The following is a 19,206-nucleotide window of genomic DNA, read 5'->3' as shown; positions in this document are numbered from 1 at the left end:
ACCATACCATGGGCATTCCTGCACCCCGCGACGGCGGTCTGGGCCTTGCTGCCCTTTATCTGGCTTTTCACCGTGATGATCTGGGGCGCGTCTGCGTGGTGCGCCATGCCGAGGCGTTGGCCGACCGCTTGGGCGAGCCCTATGGCACCCTGATCCTGACACTGTCCGTGGTGGTGATCGAGGTCGCGCTGATCGGTTCGGTCATGCTGTCCGGTGACGGAGGTCCGACATTGGCGCGCGACACGATGTTCGCTGTGCTGATGATCGTGCTCAACGGACTGGTCGGGCTGTCGCTGCTGCTGGGGGCGCTGCGCCATGGCGAGCAGAGTTATAATTTCGCCGGTGCCTCGGCCTTTCTGACCGTGCTGGTGCCACTGGCCGTGTTCGGGCTGGCGCTGCCCGCCTATACCATCTCCAACCCCGGTGACAGTTTCAGTACCGGGCAGGCGCTGTTCTTTTCGGTGGTGACGCTGGCGCTTTACGGCGTTTTCCTGTCGATCCAGACCGTTCGCCATCGCGGCTTTTTCACCGAGGCCGAAGAACCGCCCCTGCCCACCCCGCCCAGCCAAGCCCATTATGCCACCTGGGCGCATGCTTTCCTGCTTCTGGCGACGCTGTTGCCTATCGTGTTGCTGTCCAAGAAGATGGCGGGCTTCGTCGATCACGGCATCAACGCGATGAGCCTGCCCGGTGCCCTGGGCGGTGTCGTCATCGCGACCATCGTGCTGGCCTCGGAAGGGATGAGCGCGGTGCGCGCGGCCCTGGCCAATCGCCTGCAAAGGGCGGTCAACCTGTGCCTTGGCGCGGCCCTGTCCACGATCGGGCTGACCGTGCCCGCCGTTCTGCTGATCGCGGTGACCACCGGGCAGAATGTCGTGCTGGGGCTTGGGGCGCAAATGCAGGTGATGCTGGCGCTGACCCTGATCGTCTGCGTTCAGACATTCGGCACGAGGCGCACCAATGTGCTGCATGGCGCGGTGCATCTGGTGTTGTTCCTGGCCTATCTCATGCTGGTGCTGGAGCCATGACCGCGCGCGAACCCGTCAAGGTCCCGCTGACCATGCGCCCGATGGGTATTCTGGGCACGGTGGCGACCGCCCGCCGCAATGTGCTGGAACTGATCCCCGGCATCGCCTTGCGGCAGCCCATCGTCTCGGGCCGGACCGGGTTGCGCTGGCATATGGTGATGGATCCCGAATGCCTGCGCCATATCCTCAAGGACCGGGTCGAGGATTACCCGAAATCCGTCACCACCAAGCTGATCCTGAAACCTGCCATCGGCGACAGCCTGTTCGTGGCCGAGGGCGCGCATTGGCGCTGGCAACGCCGCGCCGCCGCCCCGGCCTTCGCCGCCCGGCATATTTCCGCGTTGGGTCCGGTGATGACCGCCGCAGCCGAGGCGTCATGCAGGCGGCTTGCAACGGCAACGGGACCGGCGGACATGTTCGCCGAGACCGTCGCCGCAACATTCGAGGTGATCTCGGACGTCACCTTCTCGGGCAGTGGTGGTTTCGACCGCGACGCGGTGCATCACGCCGTCGACGGCTATATCGCCCAGACCGCCAAGCTGTCGATCATGGACGTGCTGGGACTGCCCGCATGGATCCCGCGCCCGGGTCGACTGATGTCGGGCCAGGGGTTGAAGCGGATGAAACAGGTGGCCGATCGGGCCATCGCCGAGCGGGCGCAGGCCGCGGCCAAGGACGGCCCACCCGATCTTCTGGACCTGCTGCTGGACGCCGCCGATCCCGAGACCGGACGCAGCATGACCCGCGAGGAATTGCGCGACAACCTGTTGACCTTCATCGTCGCGGGGCACGAGACGACCGCACTGACACTGGCTTGGGCGCTTTATCTCTGCGCCTTCGACCCTTTGGTGCAGGAGCGCGCCGCCGACGAGGCCCGCTCGGTCCTGGGTGGTCGCGCCGCAACCGCCGATGATGTCGAGGCCCTGCCCTATATCGAGCGGGTGGTGAACGAGACCCTGCGCCTTTATCCCCCCGCCGCGTTCCTGTCGCGCACCGCGCAGGCGCCGGACCTGCTCTGCGGGCGGCAGGTGCGGCGCGGCGATACCATCGTGTTGCCGATCTATGCGCTGCACCGGCATCACCTGTTGTGGGAGCACCCCGACGCCTTCGATCCCGATCGGTTCGAGACCACGCCCGACCGCTTTGCCTTCCTGCCCTTCGGCGCTGGCCCACGGATCTGCATCGGCGCCAATTTCGCCATACAGGAAGCCGTGATCATCCTTGCCACATTGCTGAACAGGTTCCGCTTCGATCCTGTTCCCGGCCGGGAACCGCAGCCCCGGATGATCCTGACATTGCGCCCGCATGGAGGCGTCTGGCTACAGGTTTCAGCGCGGAGCGGGTCGGCGCGTGAATAAGCCAGCGCCGGTCACCTTTCCCCGGCGACCAAGGCTTTCCCATTGCCGCGACAAGTGCTAACCCAAGCCCCGACATGACGCCGAGGCTTTCCGATGGATGATCTGACCCCGCTTCGCCAGCAATGGCTTGACCGTATCAAAACCGCGGCCGATCCCGCCGCCATCGAGGAGGTGCGCCTTGCCGCCCTTGGCAAGAAGGGCGAGATCAGCCTCAAGATGCGCGAACTGGGCAGGATGACGCCGGAAGAGCGCCAGACCACGGGCCGCGCCCTGAACGAGTTGCGGGACGAGATCGACGCCGCCCTGCGCGCACGCAAACTGTCGCTGGAGGACGCGGCGCTGGAAAAACGGCTGGCCGGGGAATGGCTGGACGTGACCTTGCCGGGTCGGCCCCGTCCGCGCGGCACGATCCATCCGATCAGCCAGGTCACCGATGAGGTCACGGCGATCTTCGCCGATATGGGATTCGCCGTGGCCGAAGGGCCACAGGTCGAAACCGACTGGTACAATTTCGACGCGCTGAACATCGCGCCTGAACATCCCTCGCGACAAGAGATGGACACCTTCTACATGCACCGCGCCGAGGGCGACAACCGCCCGCCGCATGTGCTGCGCACCCATACCAGCCCGGTGCAGATCCGCTCCTTGCAGGAACAGGGCGCGCCCATCCGCGTAATCGCTCCGGGCCGGGTCTATCGCATGGACATGGACCAGACCCATACGCCGATGTTCCACCAGATCGAGGGATTGGCAATCGACCGCGATATTTCCATGGCGCAGTTGAAATGGGTTCTCGAGGAGTTCTTCTCGGCCTATTTCGGCACACGTGTCAAAACCCGTTTCCGCGCCAGCCACTTCCCCTTTACCGAGCCTTCGGCAGAGGTCGATATCCAATGCTCGTGGGAAGGCGGCACGCTGAAGGTCGGCGAAGGAGATGGCTGGCTCGAAGTGCTTGGCTCGGGCATGGTGCATCCGCATGTGCTGCGCTCTGCCGGAGTGGATCCAGACGAGTGGCAGGGCTTTGCTTTCGGCATGGGGATCGACCGCATCGCGATGTTGAAATACGGCATTCCCGACCTGCGCGCCTTCTTCGAATCCGATCTGCGCTGGCTGCGCCATTACGGCTTTGCCGCCGGCGACATGCCAAGCGTGAGCGGCGGGCTTTCGCGCTGACCGGCCGAGAGGGCGGCTGCCCGTCGCCTCGCGGCCCCTATTCCGCCTGTAACGCGGTGATCGCGCTCGCGGCGACGATATCGTCGACGGTGCAACCCCGTGACAGGTCATTGGCAGGCTTGTCGAGCCCCTGCAGGATCGGGCCGATGGCAATCAGCCCGCCAAGGCGCTGCGCGATCTTGTAGCCGATATTGCCAGAGGCAAGGTCTGGAAAGATGAAGATATTCGGCCTGCCCGAGAGGCTGCTACCGGGGGCTTTCGTCGCACGGATGGCATCGTCAAGCGCCGCATCGAATTGCAATTCGCCGTCGATTTCAAGATCGGGTTCCTCCGCGCGGATCCGGGCCAGTGCCTCGCGGATACGGCCAAGGCTCGGATGATCCGCCGAACCGGCGGTCGAAAAGCTCAGCATCGCCACGCGCGGGGTCTCGGTCAGCAGACGGCGACACGAGGCAGCAGCGGCGCGCGCTATGGCCGCGAGTTCCTCGGCGTCGGGTTCGATGACAAGACCGCAATCGGCAAAGATCATGCCGCCTTTCACCGGCGCCTCGGGACCGCAAGAGAGCATCAGAAAGAAGCTCGACACCACCCCGGCATCGGGGGCCCGCCCGATGATCTGCAGCGCGGCGCGGACCGTATCGGCCGTGGTCGCGACCGCACCGCCGACCGTTCCATCGGCCTGCCCAAGCCGCACCCGCATGGCCGCCTGCCGGATCGGGTCGCGCATCTCTTCCAGCGCCCGTTCCGGGGTCATGCCGCGCGAGGCACGCATCTGGTGCCAGTGATCGGCAAGTTCCGCAAGATCCGGCGCCTCGGCAGGGATCAGGCGAGTGACGCCGGACAGTTCCGGACCATCCATCAGGGTCACGCGCGCCAATCCCTGTTCGGTCAGCCGCATGGCTGCCTCGGCCACGCGCGGATCGCCCCCTTCCGACAGGATGATATGTCGCGGCCGGGCGCGGGCGGCTTCGAAGATGCGTTCGAGTGGTTTCATGATTTATCCCAGGAAATGCAGGCCGATGACGATGAAGGCGCCTAGGAAGACGGTTTCCGCCACCATCAGCCCGATCGCGCCCGCCCCGACCTCGACCATGCGGCCAAGCGAGGTCTTGATGCCCACCGCGGCGATGGCGATCAGCAATGCCCACCGGCTGAGGGCTCCGGCCCAATCCGCGATCATCGCCGGGATGAGACCGATCGAGTTCAGGATCGCCAGGACGAGGAAGCCAAGCACGAAACCCGGCAGGAGCGGCGGTTTCTCTCCGCCCTCGGTATCGGCCAACCCCCTCTGCCGGATGACCAGAGAAAAGCACAGCACCACCGGCGCCAGCATCGAGACCCGGATCAGCTTGACCAATGTGGCGGTCTCGCCGGTCTCCGGCCCGATCGAGAAACCGGCACCGACAACCTGCGCGACATCGTGGATGGTGCCGCCAAGGAAGACGCCGGAATCGCGCGCGTCGAACTGGAACAGCTGCGCCAGCATCGGGTAGAGCACCATGGCCACGGTCGACAGCACCGTGACCGAAAGCACTGTAAAGACCAGATCGCGCTCGGATTTCTCATGCCGCGGCAGGACGGCGGCGATGGCCATGGCGGCCGAGGCCCCGCAGATCGCGACCGAACCCCCGGTCAGCAAGGCAAAGCGCCAGCGGCGACCGACGAAGCGGGCCACCAGCAGCGCGAACAGGATGGTCAGGATCACCCCCGCGACGACCAGCGCAATGGCCGCCGCACCCAGTTCCGCCAGCATCTCGACGCTGATCCGCGCACCGAGAAGCGCGACCCCAAGACGCAACACCGTCCGGGCGGTGAACTCGATTCCCGGGGCGGTGCGGGTTCCCTCTTCGGCCAGGAAGTTCAGCGCCAGTCCCAGAAGCAGCGCCAGCAGCATGGCGGGTGCGCCGTAATGCTCCGACAGGAATTGCGCGGTGATCGCCACGAGAACGGCGACGGCGAAGCCCGGAAACATCGGCTTCAGCGCCGGAACACTGGACAGGCGCATGACAAGGCTGGGGGTCATTCGGAAACTCCTGCGGGACGGAAAGACCCGGCGGGGCAGTTGCCGCCGGGCCGGATTGCATGGATCGTTTTACGCGGCACCGCGCTGCGGGCGCATGTCGGCTGAATCGATACCCGCCACCTCGACCGGCTTCTTCATCGCATCGCGGCGGAACGGCTCGCCCAATTCCTGGTTCAGCAGCACCTCGATGAAAGTGGTCTCACCCTGTTTCATCTGACGTTCGACCGCCTCATGCAGCGCATGGGTAAGCCCCTCCTGCGAGTTGACCTGTATTCCGCGGACACCGCAAGCCTCGGCGATCTTCGCATAGGAGGTGCCGCGATCAAGCTCGGTGCCGACGAAATTGTTGTCATACCACAGCGTGGTGTTGCGCTTTTCCGCGCCCCATTGATAGTTGCGGAAGATCACCATGTGATCGCCGGCCAATCGTCACGCCCGCAAGCGGTCATCTCGTTCATCGATATGCCGAAGGCCCCATCACCGGCAAAGCCGATCACCGGGGTGTCCGGGTTGCCGATCTTGGCGCCAAGGATCGCCGGGAAGCCGTAACCGCAGGGGCCGAACAGGCCGGGTGCCAGGTATTTGCGGCCTGCCTCAAAGCTGGGATAGGCGTTACCGATGGCGCAGTTGTTGCCGATATCCGAGCTGACGATGGCGTCCCCGGGCACCGCCTGCATGATCGCCCGCCAAGCCTGACGGGGGCTCATCAGATCGGCATCGCGCTCGCGTGCGCCGGCGTTCCATTCGGTGCCGGGATCGTCGTCCTCATGATCGAGGCTCGACAGTTCCTGCGCCCAACGCGATTTCGTCTGCGCCACCAGATCGCGGCGCTCGGCCCGGCCCGCATCCCCGGCATTGGCTGACAATTGCGCCATGATGCCGCGCGCGACCTTGGCCGCATCGCCCTGGATGCCAACGGTGACCTTCTTGGTCAGCCCGATCCGGTCGGCATTGATATCGACCTGGATGATCCTTGCATCCTTCGGCCAGTAATCGATGCCATAGCCCGGAAGGGTCGAGAACGGGTTGAGCCGCGTCCCGAGCGCCAGCACCACGTCGGCCTTGGCGATAATCTCCATCCCCGCTTTCGATCCATTATAGCCCAGGGGACCCATGGCCAGCGGGTGCGAACCGGGGAAACTGTCATTATGCTGGTAGTTCGAGCAAACCGGGGCATCCAGCCGCTCGGCCAGCTTGACCAGATCGGGGATCGCGCCAGACAGCACCACGCCCGCGCCGGACAGGATCACCGGGAACTTGGCCTCGGAAAGCAGCTTCGCCGCCTCGGTCACGGCCTGTTCGCCACCCGCCGGGCGCTCGAAGGCGACGACCTGCGGCAGATCGACATCGATCACCTGTGTCCACATGTCGCGCGGGATGTTCATCTGCGCGGGGGCAGAGTTGCGCCATGCCTGCATGATCACCCGGTTCAGAACCTCGGGGATGCGGCTCGGGTCGCGGACCTCTTCCTGGTAGCAGACGCAATCGGCGAACAGCCGCATCTGCTCCATCTCCTGGAACCCACCCTGGCCGATGGTCTTGTTCGCCGCCTGCGGCGTGACCAGCAAAAGCGGGGTGTGGTTCCAATAGGCGGTCTTGACCGGGGTGACAAAGCCGGTCACGCCGGGGCCGTTTTGCGCGATCGCCATCGACATCTTGCCGGTCGAACGGGTGAACCCGTCCGCCATCAGCCCGGCATTGGTCTCATGCGCGCAGTCCCAGAATTTGATCCCCGCCTTGGGAAACAGGTCGCTGACCGGCATCATCGCTGAACCGATAATCCCGAACGCGTGCTCGATCCCATGCAGTTGCAAGACTTTGACGAAAGCTTCTTCGGTGGTCATTTTCATCGGCGTCGCTCCTTAATTACGCTCATCGCGGAAGTGATAGAGGTGATAGAGACCCCACTGGCCAAGCCGCCGGAACGGCGTCTTCCAGCCCTCGTGAGGCAATTCGCTGTTGAAGATCGGCAGGTTCGGGAGTTTCTCCCCCGCGACCAGTTGCGCCATCCGGCGGCCGGCCATGGCGGAATACATCACCCCGTTGCCGCCATAGCCAAGCGCGTAGTAAGCGCCCGGCAAGTCGGGAATGCCGGTGATCCGGGGCATCATGTCATGGCTGACATCGACCCAGCCCCACCAGCTGTAATCCAGCTCGATCCCGCGCAGGGCCGGGAATTTCCGTGCCAGCCCCTCGCACAAGGCGTTGAGATGTGCGGGGTTGGCCGCGTCCTTCCCGGTGATGGCTGCGCGCGAACCGATCTGCAGCCGGTTGTCGGGCAGCAGGCGATAGTAATGCCGCAACGTGCGGGTATCGGTCAGCGGCGACAGGCGGCGGATGCCCACCGCTTCCAGTTCGTCCCCGGTCAGTTCGCGGGTCACGACGCTGTTGGACATGATCGGCATCAGCCGGTCCTTCAGCCTCGGATGCAGGTTCCGGGGCGCATAGGCGGCCGTCGCCACCGCCACGCGCCGGGCGCGAACCGTGCCGCCGGGCGTGCGCAGATGATGCACGCCATCCCTGAATTCCCAGCCCTGCACCGGGCTGTCCGTATGCACCTTTGCGCCCAGTTCCCGCGCTACCCGCAGATAATCGAAAGCCAGCTTGGCCGCGTGGATGCCGACGCCGTCGGGTTCCCACATCGCGCCATGCGCCTCCATGTCGCGCGCGACGGTCTCGTGCAACTCGTCGCGGGTGAGCATCCGGGCGCCATAGCCGAAACTGTCGCGCAAGAGCGTGGCCTCGGCCTCCAGCGTGGGCATCACCGACGCCTTGTGAGCGATGTAGTAATGCCCGCCATCCTGCGGCTCGCAGGCAATGTCGTGATCGCGGATCAGGCCGCGAAACAGATCGAAGGCCTCGACGATCTCGGCATGCAGGCCCCGGGCGACATCCAGCCCCCAACGCTTGATCCACTGGCTTCGCTTGAGCCGGCCAGAGCTGATTTGCGCCTGCCCGCCATTGCGGGTCGAACAGCCATAGGCCACGCCATTGGCTTCCAGCACGACGGCCTTGATGCCGTGCATCTTGGCCAGGTGGATGGCGGTCGAAAGCCCGGTATAGCCCGAACCGATCACCGCGACATCCACATCCATGTCTGCCTTCACCGGCCCGTCATCCTCGGGCGCGGCACCGGCGGTCCCGATCCAGTAGGTCGGCGCGTAGTCGCTGCCCGGACCAAGCGCGCGCGCGGTCATCGGGTCGTAAAACGGATCGAAGGGCTTTGATCCCGGACGGTTATCGATCATCTGCATGACCGTCTCACTTCGCCGGAACTGCTGGGCGTTGCTTGCGGATCGCCTGTTTCTCGACGATCCGGCCGTCGCGGATGCGGAACAGGTCCGCTCCCTGCACCTCGGTCCGCGTGCCGTCGGGATTGGTCGCGCGGAAGGTCCATTGCGAAACGCCCCGCGTGCCGTCTTCGGACATGAAGTGGCTGTGTTCGGCCCATTGCACGTCCGGCATCGCGGTCCAGACACCCTCGAAGGCCTTGGCGATGGCCTCGCGCCCCTCGATCTTGTTGCCATATTCGTGGTCGCCCGCGACGGTGTAGAACACGCAATCATCGGCGAAATGGGTCATCACCCCGTCAATATCGTGGCGGTTGAAGGCGTCGAAAGTGGCCTTCAGATCCTCGGCGGTCAGTTTGGGGGACATGGCGATACTCCTTGCTTAATAGCCCAGCATCCGCGGCAGCCACAGGGCCAATGCCGGGAAGCTGGCGATGATGAAGATTGCGGTAACCGAAGCGATCGCGAAGGGGATCGCGCGCAGGCTGATCCTCTCTATCGAGACGCCCGAGATGCCCGAGGCGATGAACAGGTTCTCGCCAAGTGGCGGGGTCTGGAAGCCGACCGACAGGGTGCAGATCATCACGATCCCGAAATGGATCGGATCGATGCCGACCATATAGGCCACCGGCAGCATCACCGGCACCAGGATCATGATCGCGGCCAGCGTCTCCATGAACATGCCGATGATCAGCAGCATGCCTATGACCATCGCCCAGATCGCGTAGATATTGGTGGTCAAGCTCAGCACGCCGCCCGCAATGGTGCCGGGCACGTCGTTCTCGACCAGGATGCGGCCGAAGATCGTGGCGGTGAACAGCACCAGCAGCACGCGCCCCGACAACCAGGTGGTGGTGTCCAGCGCCTTGACCACCTCGCGCAGGTCCAGTTCGCGATAGATCGCCGCACCAACGAAGAGGGTGTAGAAGATGGCCACGATGGCGGCCTCGGTCGGGGTGAAGAAGCCGCTATAGATGCCGCCGAGGATCACCACCGGCGCCATCAACGCCCAGAAGCCTTTGTAGCATGCACAGGCGACCTTGTGCAGCGACAGCGGTTCGTCCGAGCCGTGGAAGCCGCGAATCCGGCAGCGGATATAGTTCATCACCAGCAGCCGCCCGCCATCACCACGCCGGGCAGGAATCCGGCGATGAAGAGCTTCGAGATCGAGACGGACTGAAAGGTGCCATGCGCCTCGATCGCCGCCGGGTCGGGCTGCATGCCCATCGCCGAGATGCCGTAGATGACCATCGGAATCGAGGGCGGGATGATGATGCCCAGCCCTCCGGCCGCAGCAGTGACGGAGGCGGCATAGCCGGGTCCGTAACCCTGACGCGACATGGCGGGGATCATCAGCATTCCCACGGCGGCGGTTGTGGCGGGACCGGATCCCGAGATGGCGCCGAAGAACAGGCAGGCGACGATGGTGGCCGCCGACAATCCACCGGTGAACGGTCCGGCAAGACTTTCGGCCACGGCGATCAGGCGGCGTGACAGGCCGGCGGCCTCCATCAGCGCACCGGCGAGGATGAAGGCGGGCAATGCCATCAGCGGGAACGATCCCACCGAGGACCATGCCATCTGAACCATCTTGATCGGGTTGTCGCCCAGGTAGATCATCGCGATCAGCGACGACACGCCAAGGGCCACGGTGATCGGGGCACCAAGGACCAGCAGCCCGAAGAACGCACCGAAAATGATTTCGATCAGCAGGTTATCCATCAGCGCTTCTCCCGGTCGAAGGCGCGCTGTTCGTCCTGCGACAGCTCGATCATGTCCTCGACCTCGACACGGTCGGGGTCGCGCGGATCGGTGCCGCGTATCAGCTTGAGGTAGTTCACCTGCAGGATGCGAAGCGTCATCAGCACGAAGGCGATGGGCAGCGCCAGGTAGACATAGCGCATCTCCCATCCCAGGGTCTGGGCCTTCACGAAGGGCTTCAGGCGGCTGATGAACTCGATCGAATACCAGATGAACACCGCGTTGAAGGCGATCCAGAACAGGTCTCCGACCGCCTCGACGATCCGCGCCTTGTGGCGCGACATCGCGTTCAGGTGGAAGGTAACCCGGTTATGGGCCGCGATGCGCGCGGCATAGGACGCACCGAAATAGGCGAACCAGACGAACAGGATGACCGAGAGCTCCTCGATCCAGGTAATCGAAAAGCCGAATAGCTGGCGGGCGACAATCTGCACGAAAAGCAGGCTCACGAAGACGGCCAGCAGGATACGGCAGACATGGCTTTCGAACTTGTCGAGAAACGACCAGAGCGCAGGCATGGCGGGCCTCCTGAAGGGGGCTGCGATTAAGGGTGGATTCCGGGGAAAGGGTGTTGGCGGCGACGTGCCGCCAGAGCCCTTTTATTCGACGGTCGGACGATCGAGCGCGGTCAGCACCTCGTTCAGGACTTCCTTGCCGCCGATCTGGTCATAGAATTTCGGCCAGACATTCGTGGTGGCCAGTTCCATGAATTCCTTTTCGTCATCCGCCGGATCGGTGATCTCCATCCCGCGCGAGACCAGTTCCTCGCGGATCTTGGCTTCTTCGCTCCGCAGAAACTCTGCAGAAGCCTGCGTCGCGGCCTCGCCGGCGGCCAGCACGTGCTGCTGTTCCTCTTCGCTCAGGCTTTCGAAAAGGGCCTCGCTGACGATGATCGGCTCGATCGAGAAAAGATAACGCAGATTGGTGATATATTTCTGCACCTCGTCGAACTTCATCGCGTAAACAGTCATGTAGGGGTTGTCCTGACCATCCACGACCTTCTGCTGAAGCGCGGCGAAGGTTTCCCCCCAGGCCATCGGCGTCGGGTTGATGCCCCAGCTTTTATAGGTTTCGATCATGATCTCGTTCTTGGGAACCCGTACCACCAGCCCCTGCAAATCCTCCACGGTCGAAACCGGCTTCTTGGAATTGGTCAGCACCCGGAAACCGGAATAGGCCCAACCGATGATGCGCACGCCCGCATCTTCGATGGTCTGGTCGATCATCTGCTGGCCGATCTCTCCCTGCGTGATCTTTTCGGCGTCATCCTGGCTGAGGATCACGTAAGGCAGTGTCAGCGTGCCGACCGAGGGCGAGAACGGGGTGATATTGTTGATGGCGAGGATCGAGAAATCCAGCGTGCCCGTCGCAGCGGCGGTCACGGTGTCCTGCTCATCGCCAAGCTGGCCGTTCAGAAACAGCTTGCCGGTCATCTCGCCGCCGGATTCCTCTTCCAGCGCCGCGATGAAGGCTTTGCCGAGCGCCTCTTGCGTGCCGCCCGCGCCATCGCCCACGGCGATACGGTATTCGGCCGCCGCGGCGGGCAAGGCCAGCGCGAGGCTTACTGCGGTTCCTGTCAGCAGGCGGGTCAGGTAGGTCATCGGAATTCTCCCTGTGCATGGATGCGCCACATTGGCTGTGGTCGGTTGACCCGGCGGAATGTTGCAGCAGATGCGATTCAAGGATATGTCCAGATTGAACAGAACATAGGTCCAGATGAGCAGCCGGATTCCCGTCGACATCATCTTTCTGCGCGAAGATGAAGCACCGACATTGCAGGGGCGCCTCATGGCGGCCATCGTGCGGGCGGTTCTGGAAAGCCGTGCCCGTCCGGGGACGCGCCTGCCCTCCAGCAGGATGCTGGCCGGATCGCTTGGCATATCGCGGATGACAGTGACGCTGGTCTATCAGGAACTGGTCAGCCAGGGCTACCTGGAAACCCTCCCACGCTCCGGTGTCGCGGTCGCCGCCACGGTCCCGCATCGTCGCCTTCGCGTGCCCGGCATCCGTCAGGTTGGAAAGCCGCCGGACTGGCAGGACTGGCTTTCCGATCACCGCCTGCCGCGCCGGGTTATCCGAAAGCCCGCAAACTGGCGCGATTTCCGCTATCGCTTCATCTATGGCCAGGCCGATCCGGACCTGTTCGATCACAGTGCCTGGCGCGACTGTGCCCGGCGTGCGCTTGGCACCCGCGATTTTGCCGCGCTGGCCGCGGATCAATACGGCGCCGATGATCCGCTGCTGGTGGATTACATCTGCTCGAACACCTTGCCCCGGCGCGGCATCCATGCCGAGCCCAAAGAGGTGCTGGTCACGATGGGTGCACAGAATGCGCTGTTCCTGGCGGTCGAGTTACTGGGCCGCGCCGACCGGCTGGCCGTGACCGAGGAACCCGGCTATCCCGATTTCGCGGAAACCCTGCGCCGCGCGCAAAGCCCGACGATCTTCCTGCCGGTCGACGAGATGGGGCTGAATCCCGCCGATCTGCCGGAAAACACCCGGCTGGTCATCGCGACACCCAGCCATCACATCCCGACCGGCGCAACCATGCCACTGGCCCGCCGCAAGGACCTGATCGCGCGGGCGGGCGAGCAGAACTTCGTCGTCATCGAGGATGATTACGATTTCGAGATGTCCTATCTCGCCCCTCCCGCCCCGGCGCTCAAATCGCTCGACGATACCGGGCGGGTGATCTATCTGGGCAGTTTCTCAAAATCGCTGTTTCCGGGGCTGCGCATCGGCTACATGGTCGCCCCGGCGGCGCTGATCACGCAGGCCCGCGCACTTCGCTCGATCATGTTGCGCCATCCTCCCAGCCATTTGCAGCGCATCACCGCCTATTTCCTCGCATTGGGCCATTACGACGCCCATATCGTCCGCCTGCGCCAGGCGCTGAAAAACCGGCGCGCGGTGCTGGAACAGGCGCTGCATCGAACCTCGCTGACGATTGCCGGTGCGCCCATTTCAGGCGGATCGAGCGTTTGGATCAAGGGACCGGACGGGGTGGACAGCGCCGTCCTGGCAGAGCGTTTGCGACCGGACGGAGTCCTGATCGAACCCGGCGCGGTGTTCTTCGAGTCTCCTCCGCCGGTCTGCCCCTATTTCCGCTTGGGTTATTCCTCGATTTCCGAAAAGGACATACCCGCAGGCATCGAACTGATCGCCCGGCGGGCAACCGAGCTCGCGGCTTGAAACACCCGGTTGCTAGCCCCTGCGACAATGGGAATGCCGGGCGTCAGACGGCGCGTGACTGGTTAACGCGCCTTGACAGCGCCTCGTGGCTTTCGACCCGTTCCGAATACCTGTCCACCAGATATTCGCGGATATCGCGGGTCAGCAGGGTGAAGCGGGTCAGTTCCTCCATCACATCCACGATCCGGTCGTAATAGGGCGATGGTTTCATGCGGCCGGAATCGTCGAACTCACCCCATGCCTTTGCGACCGAGGACTGGTTCGGGATGGTCAGCAACCGCATCCAGCGCCCGAGGATCCGCAACTGGTTGACGGTGTTGAAGCTCTGGCTGCCGCCGCAGACCTGCATGACCGCGAGCGTCTTGCCCTGCGTAGGCCGCACGCCGCCAAGCGACAGGGGGATCCAGTCGATCTGGGTCTTCATCACACCAGACATCGCGCCATGCCGCTCGGGCGAGGACCAGACCATGCCCTCGCACCAGCCGACCAGATCGCGCAGTTCGGCCACCTTGGGATGATCCGCCTCGACCGCATCGGCCAGGGGAAGATCATGGGGATCGAAGATCCGGGTCTCTGCGCCCAATCGTTCCAGTATACGCCCGGCCTCTTCCGCCACGAAGCGCGAGAAGCTGCGCTCTCTCAGCGAACCGTAAAGCAGCAGGATCCGCGGTGGATGGCTGCTGCGCTGCCGTGGAAACAGCGCATCGGGATCCACGGGATGAAAGCAGTCGGTCTTGATATTGGGCAGGCCGGTCAAGCTGTGAGTCCTCTACATCGGGATAACGATCAGGGATGCGTCGCCGGAAAGCGGCTACGGGTGCGATTGGCGAAAGCGACCAGCGACAACATGACCGGCACCTCGACCAGCACCCCCACCACGGTCGCCAGCGCCGCGCCAGAATTCAGGCCGAACAGACTGATGGCGACCGCGACGGCCAGTTCGAAGAAATTCGAGGTGCCGATCATCGCGCAGGGCGCGGCAATGCGATGCGGCACCTTCAGGGCGAACGCGGCCCCATAGGCAATGGCGAAGATCGCATAGCTCTGGATCAGGATCGGCACGGCGATCAGCAGGATGACAAAGGGCCGGTTCAGGATCACCTCGCCCTGAAGGCCGAACAGGATCGCGACCGTGGCAATCAGCCCGATGATGGACCACGGCTTGATCCGTGCCGAGAACGCCTCGATGGCCTCGGGGGAACCAAGCAGGCGCCGGGTCATCAGCCCCGCGATCAACGGCAGCACCACATAAAGCAGCGTTGCCAGCAAGAGCGTCTGCCAGGGCACGGCGATATCGGTGACGCCCAGCAGGAAGGCAACGATAGGGGCAAAGGCCGCGACCATGATCAGGTCATTCACCGAGACTTGCACCAGCGTATAGGTCGCGTCCCCCCGCGCAAGCTGGGACCAGACAAAGACCATCGCCGTGCAGGGCGCCGCGCCCAAAAGGATCAGCCCGGCAATATATTCCACGGCATCTTCCGGTGCGATCCATGGGGCGAAGACATGGTCGAAGAACAGCACCGCCAGCGCCGCCATAGTAAAGGGCTTGATCAGCCAGTTCACCGTCAGAGTGATCAGCAATCCGCGCGGCTGGCGTGCGACATCGGCGACGGCCCCGAAATCGACATTGACCATCATCGGATAGACCATCGCCCAGATCAGCACGGCCACGACCAGGTTGATCGAGGCGATCTCGGCCCCGGCCACGGCCTCGACCAGTCCCGGCGCGATGACACCGATGACCAGGCCCGCGATCATCGCCAGCGCAACCCAAACCGTCAGGTAACGTTCGAAGGCTCCAAGGCCGTTATCGTCGGAAGCGGTGATATCTGTCATCCTTGCCTCAGGTTTCCGCGGTGCAGCAAGGCAGGGAATCGCAGGCGATCAGTTCCAGCACAGGCTGGCAGAGTTCGGGCCGCCCGCCGCAGCAATCCTCCAGCAGAAAGCCCAGCAGGCTGCGCATGCCGTCCATCGCGGCGAAATAGCGGATCGAGCGCCCCTCCCGCAATCCACGGATCAGGCCGGCCTGCGTCAGGATCGTCAGGTTGTTGGACAATGTGCTGGCACGCAGGTCCAGCGCCTCCGCGATCTCGCCCGCTGCCAGACCATCCGGCCCGGCCCGGACAAGCAGGCGGAAGATATCGATGCGCATGTCATGCGCCAGGGCCGACAGGGATGCGATGGCATGATTCTTTTCCATATTTCATGTAATATCAAATTATAGAAAACATGCAAGCCCTGGCACCATTGTTGCCGCATCTATCCTCGGACACCGGAAAGGATTAAGCCCCCCGGCAATCGGCCAGCCTTGATTGTCCGTGCGCCTGTTCAAGGAACGAACGCGATGGCCGGCAAGCCGGTGACAGGCATCACGGCTGCCTGCAAATCCCCGACTTGACGCGCCGGATCGGGATCGAACTTTCGATGCTGGAAACGCAGGCCAGCCTTGTCAGGCGGCGGGTCAGGAAATCCTCGAAGCCCGCAAGCCCATCCGTGGCGACCCGCAACAGGTAATCGCGATTGCCGGTCATCAGCCAGCAATCCACCACCTCGGGAAAGGCCCGGATCGCCGTCTCGAACTGCGCCAGCGCCCGATCCACCTGCCGGTCCAGCTTGACCGAGACGAAGACCGAGACCGGGTAACCCAGTGCCGCCTCGTCGATCAGCGCGGCATAGCCGGTAATTACTCCCGCCGCTTCGAGATTACGGACCCGCCGCGCCACCGGTGTCGGGCTGAGACCGATACGCTCGCTGAGATCCTGCAGGGGCATCCGCCCGTGACCCCGCAGAATGCGCAGGATTCGGAGATCGAAATCATCAATCTTGGCGGATTCCACCATGATACCTCCCATACGGCATGAAATATCTCGTCATCACGGCATATCGGAGCCGAGAACGCAAGGACACCCCACCTCATTTTGCGGCATGATATGCTGGAGACAGCAAGGAGACCGCGCCATGCCCCAATCCGCTCACCTGAAAACCGTCGAGCAGCGCCTGCTGTGGCTGTCGCATTGGATGATCCATAATGCCAATCACCTGCGCCCCAGGCAGGACGGCATCAAGATCGGCGGGCACCAGGCCTCTTGCGCCTCGATGGTGTCGATCATGACGGCGCTGTATTTCACCGCGCTGCGGCCCGAGGACCGGGTGGCGGTGAAACCACATGCCGGGCCGCTGTTCCACGCGATGCAATACCTGATGGGCAATCTTGACCGCCAGAAGATGCTGGATTTTCGCGGCTATGGCGGGGTGCAAAGCTATCCGAGCCGGACCAAGGATGCCGATGACGTGGATTTCTCGACCGGTTCGGTGGGGCTGGGCGTCGCGGTGACCTCGTTCGCCTCGATCATCCAGGATTATATCGCCGGCAAGCCCTGGGGCGCGGATATGCGGATAGGCCGGATGATCGCGCTGATGGGCGATGCCGAGATGGACGAGGGCAATATCCACGAATGCCTGCAAGAGGGCTGGAAGCACGATCTGCGCAATGTCTGGTGGGTGATCGACTATAACCGGCAATCGCTGGATGGCGTCGTGCGCGAGGGGTTGTGGAACCGGATCGAGAAGCTGTTCGAGGCGTTCGGTTGGGATGTCGTGCGGATCAAGTATGGCGTGTTGCAGCGTGCCGCCTTTGCCGAGCCGGGGGGAGGGCATCTGCGCGAATGGATCGATGCCTGCCCGAACCAGCTTTATTCGGCGCTGACCTTCAGCGGCGGAGCCGAATGGCGCAAGCGGCTGATGGACGATCTGGGCGATCAGGGCGAGGTCTCTGCGCTGATCGAGCGGCGCAGCGATGCCGAACTGGCCGCGCTGATGGAGAACCTGGGCGGCAATTGCGTCGAGACGATGGCCGAACATTTTGCCGCCATCGAGCATGACCGGCCAGTCTGCTTTCTGGCCTATACGGTCAAGGGTTGGGGCACGCCCATCGCCGGGCATAAGGACAATCACGGCGGGCTGATGACCAAGGCGCAGATGCGGGACTGGCAGGCGCATATGGGCGTGCCAGAGGGCGAGGAATGGGAACCCTTCGCCGCTGTCCGCGATCCCGACGGCTTGCGCGATTTCCTGCGGCAGGTGCCGTTCTTCGCCGCCGGGCCGCGCCGTCATATCGCCGAACGGATCGCGCTGCCTGCCATGCCTACCCCCGGCGGGGCCGAGGGCTCGACACAGGCCGCCTTCGGCAAGCTGCTGGACGATCTGGCGCGCGGCGACAGCGAACTGGCCGAAAGGATCGTCACCGTCTCGCCCGATGTGACCGGCACGACCGGGCTGGGGCCATGGGTGAACCGCCGCAAGCTCTGGGCGCGGCATGCCCGCCCCGACCTGTTCCGCAGCCAGAAAATCCCTTCGACCGCCAAATGGGATTTCGCCCCCGAGGGCCAGCATATCGAGCTGGGCATCGCCGAGATGAACCTGTTCCTGCAACTGGCGGCGGCGGGGCTGTCGGGTCCGCTGTTTGGCAAGCGGCTGTTGCCGGTCGGCACGGTCTATGACCCCTTTGTCTGTCGTGGTCTCGATGCGCTGAACTATGCCTGCTACCAGGATGCCCGCTTCATGATCGCGGGGACGCCCTCGGGCGTGACGCTGGCACCCGAGGGTGGCGCGCATCAGTCGATCTCCACCCCGCTGATCGGCATGGCGCAGGACGGGCTGGCCAGTTTCGAGCCCGCCTTCGCCGCGGAACTGGCCGCGATCATGGAATGGTCCTTCGATTACATGCAGCGTGACGGCGGGGGTGCGCCCGATCCGCGCAGCTCGCTGGCCGATGACAGGGGCGGCGCGGTCTATCTGCGGCTGACCACCCGGCCGATCGAACAGGCCGCCCTGCCCGAAGATTTCCAGCAAGGCGCCATCGATGGCGGTTACTGGCTGCGCCCGCCGGGACCGAATTGCGAGGTGGTCATCGCCTATCAGGCGCGGTGGCCCCCGAGGCCATCGCCGCCGCCGGCTTCATCGCCGAAAACCGCCGCGACGTGGCGGTGCTGGCGGTGACATCGGCCGACCGGCTGCATGCAGGCTGGACCGCCGCGCAACGCGCCCGGCGCAGCGGAGCAGCCGCGAATTGCCATGCCGAAACCCTGCTGTCGCCCCTGCCCCGGCATTGCCATCTGGTCACGGTGATCGACGGTCATCCGGCGACGCTGTCATGGCTGGGCGGGGTTGCCGGGCACCGAACCATCGCGCTTGGCGTCGAGCAGTTTGGCCAGACCGGCACCATCGGCGATCTCTACCGCCATTACGGCATCGACACCGCCGGGATCGTCGGCGCCGTCTCGGCCATGACCGAAGGCGCAAGGCTGGCGCCGGTTACGGGCTGAGCAGGCAAGGGGGCTCTTTCGCCCCCTTACCCCTTCCGTGAATGCACCTATCGC

General features: G+C 64.1%; 14 protein-coding genes and 3 pseudogenes. 5 read left to right on the top strand and 12 right to left on the bottom strand.

What is annotated here, in order from left to right; genetic code table 11:
- The first annotated feature begins 8 nt into the window (after window positions 1–8).
- The 3 genes from A7A09_RS08800 (at window position 9) to pheS (ending at window position 3,559) form a co-directional block, all read left to right on the top strand.
- A complete protein-coding gene (locus A7A09_RS08800; RefSeq protein ID WP_106691026.1) occupies window positions 9–1,028 on the top strand; it encodes a calcium:cation antiporter in 1,020 nt (339 codons plus the stop codon).
- Window positions 1,025–2,386: a cytochrome P450 gene (locus A7A09_RS08795; protein ID WP_106691025.1), complete on the top strand. Its 1,362-nt coding sequence runs from the start codon at window positions 1,025–1,027 to the stop codon at window positions 2,384–2,386. The genes A7A09_RS08800 and A7A09_RS08795 overlap by 4 nt, the downstream gene beginning before the upstream one ends.
- A 93-nt stretch (window positions 2,387–2,479) precedes the next feature.
- On the top strand, window positions 2,480–3,559 hold the full coding sequence (pheS, locus tag A7A09_RS08790) for a phenylalanine--tRNA ligase subunit alpha (RefSeq protein ID WP_106691024.1): 1,080 nt from the start codon (window positions 2,480–2,482) through the stop codon (window positions 3,557–3,559).
- Between the two features lie 37 nt (window positions 3,560–3,596).
- Here pheS and A7A09_RS08785 read toward each other — a convergent pair whose 3' ends face one another.
- The 8 genes and pseudogenes from A7A09_RS08785 to A7A09_RS08750 form a co-directional block, all read right to left on the bottom strand.
- Complete coding sequence (locus A7A09_RS08785) at window positions 3,597–4,553, bottom strand: phosphate acetyltransferase (RefSeq protein ID WP_106691023.1); 957 nt, start codon at window positions 4,551–4,553, stop codon at window positions 3,597–3,599.
- Between the two features lie 3 nt (window positions 4,554–4,556).
- The gene (locus A7A09_RS08780; protein WP_436277792.1) at window positions 4,557–5,582 is read right to left on the bottom strand and encodes a YeiH family protein; all 1,026 of its coding nucleotides are present in this window, start codon (window positions 5,580–5,582) and stop codon (window positions 4,557–4,559) included.
- 69 nt (window positions 5,583–5,651) lie between these two features.
- A pseudogene (xsc, locus tag A7A09_RS08775) lies at window positions 5,652–7,432 on the bottom strand (sulfoacetaldehyde acetyltransferase).
- 12 nt (window positions 7,433–7,444) lie between these two features.
- Window positions 7,445–8,836 carry an NAD(P)/FAD-dependent oxidoreductase gene (locus A7A09_RS08770; RefSeq protein ID WP_106691022.1) on the bottom strand — a complete coding sequence of 464 codons (1,392 nt, stop codon included), beginning with the start codon at window positions 8,834–8,836 and terminating at the stop codon, window positions 7,445–7,447.
- A gap of 7 nt (window positions 8,837–8,843) precedes the next feature.
- On the bottom strand, window positions 8,844–9,239 hold the full coding sequence (locus tag A7A09_RS08765) for a nuclear transport factor 2 family protein (RefSeq protein ID WP_106691021.1): 396 nt from the start codon (window positions 9,237–9,239) through the stop codon (window positions 8,844–8,846).
- Between the two features lie 15 nt (window positions 9,240–9,254).
- Window positions 9,255–10,594 (bottom strand): annotated as a pseudogene (locus A7A09_RS08760) (TRAP transporter large permease).
- A complete protein-coding gene (locus A7A09_RS08755) occupies window positions 10,594–11,151 on the bottom strand; it encodes a TRAP transporter small permease (protein WP_106691020.1) in 558 nt (185 codons plus the stop codon). The pseudogene A7A09_RS08760 and the gene A7A09_RS08755 overlap by 1 nt, the downstream one beginning before the upstream one ends.
- An 81-nt stretch (window positions 11,152–11,232) precedes the next feature.
- Entirely contained in the window at window positions 11,233–12,234 is a 1,002-nt protein-coding gene (locus tag A7A09_RS08750; RefSeq protein WP_106691083.1) for a TRAP transporter substrate-binding protein, read from the bottom strand.
- A gap of 115 nt (window positions 12,235–12,349) precedes the next feature.
- On the opposite strand from A7A09_RS08750, the gene pdxR reads away from it, so the two are divergent.
- On the top strand, window positions 12,350–13,825 hold the full coding sequence (pdxR, locus tag A7A09_RS08745; protein WP_106691019.1) for a MocR-like pyridoxine biosynthesis transcription factor PdxR: 1,476 nt from the start codon (window positions 12,350–12,352) through the stop codon (window positions 13,823–13,825).
- A 43-nt stretch (window positions 13,826–13,868) separates the two neighbouring features.
- Here the strand turns inward: pdxR and arsH are convergent, their stop codons facing one another.
- From arsH to A7A09_RS08725, 4 genes are all read right to left on the bottom strand, one after another.
- On the bottom strand, window positions 13,869–14,582 hold the full coding sequence (gene arsH, locus A7A09_RS08740; protein ID WP_106691018.1) for an arsenical resistance protein ArsH: 714 nt from the start codon (window positions 14,580–14,582) through the stop codon (window positions 13,869–13,871).
- A 29-nt stretch (window positions 14,583–14,611) separates the two neighbouring features.
- Window positions 14,612–15,664, bottom strand: coding sequence for an ACR3 family arsenite efflux transporter (arsB, locus tag A7A09_RS08735; RefSeq protein ID WP_106691017.1), 1,053 nt, complete (start codon window positions 15,662–15,664; stop codon window positions 14,612–14,614).
- A 7-nt stretch (window positions 15,665–15,671) separates the two neighbouring features.
- Complete coding sequence (locus tag A7A09_RS08730) at window positions 15,672–16,028, bottom strand: ArsR/SmtB family transcription factor (RefSeq protein WP_106691016.1); 357 nt, start codon at window positions 16,026–16,028, stop codon at window positions 15,672–15,674.
- 169 nt (window positions 16,029–16,197) lie between these two features.
- Entirely contained in the window at window positions 16,198–16,668 is a 471-nt protein-coding gene (locus A7A09_RS08725; protein ID WP_106691082.1) for an Lrp/AsnC family transcriptional regulator, read from the bottom strand.
- 118 nt (window positions 16,669–16,786) lie between these two features.
- Here A7A09_RS08725 and A7A09_RS08720 point away from each other — a divergent pair.
- Window positions 16,787–19,152, top strand: a pseudogene (locus A7A09_RS08720) (thiamine pyrophosphate-binding protein).
- Window positions 19,153–19,206: the final 54 nt, after the last annotated feature.

Origin of the sequence: Paracoccus methylarcula, assembly GCF_003007735.2 — a bacterium.
Classification (GTDB): domain Bacteria; phylum Pseudomonadota; class Alphaproteobacteria; order Rhodobacterales; family Rhodobacteraceae; genus Paracoccus; species Paracoccus methylarcula.
The sequence above is the reverse complement of the archived record's forward strand: the minus strand, read 5'-3'. Positions and strand labels throughout refer to the sequence as shown.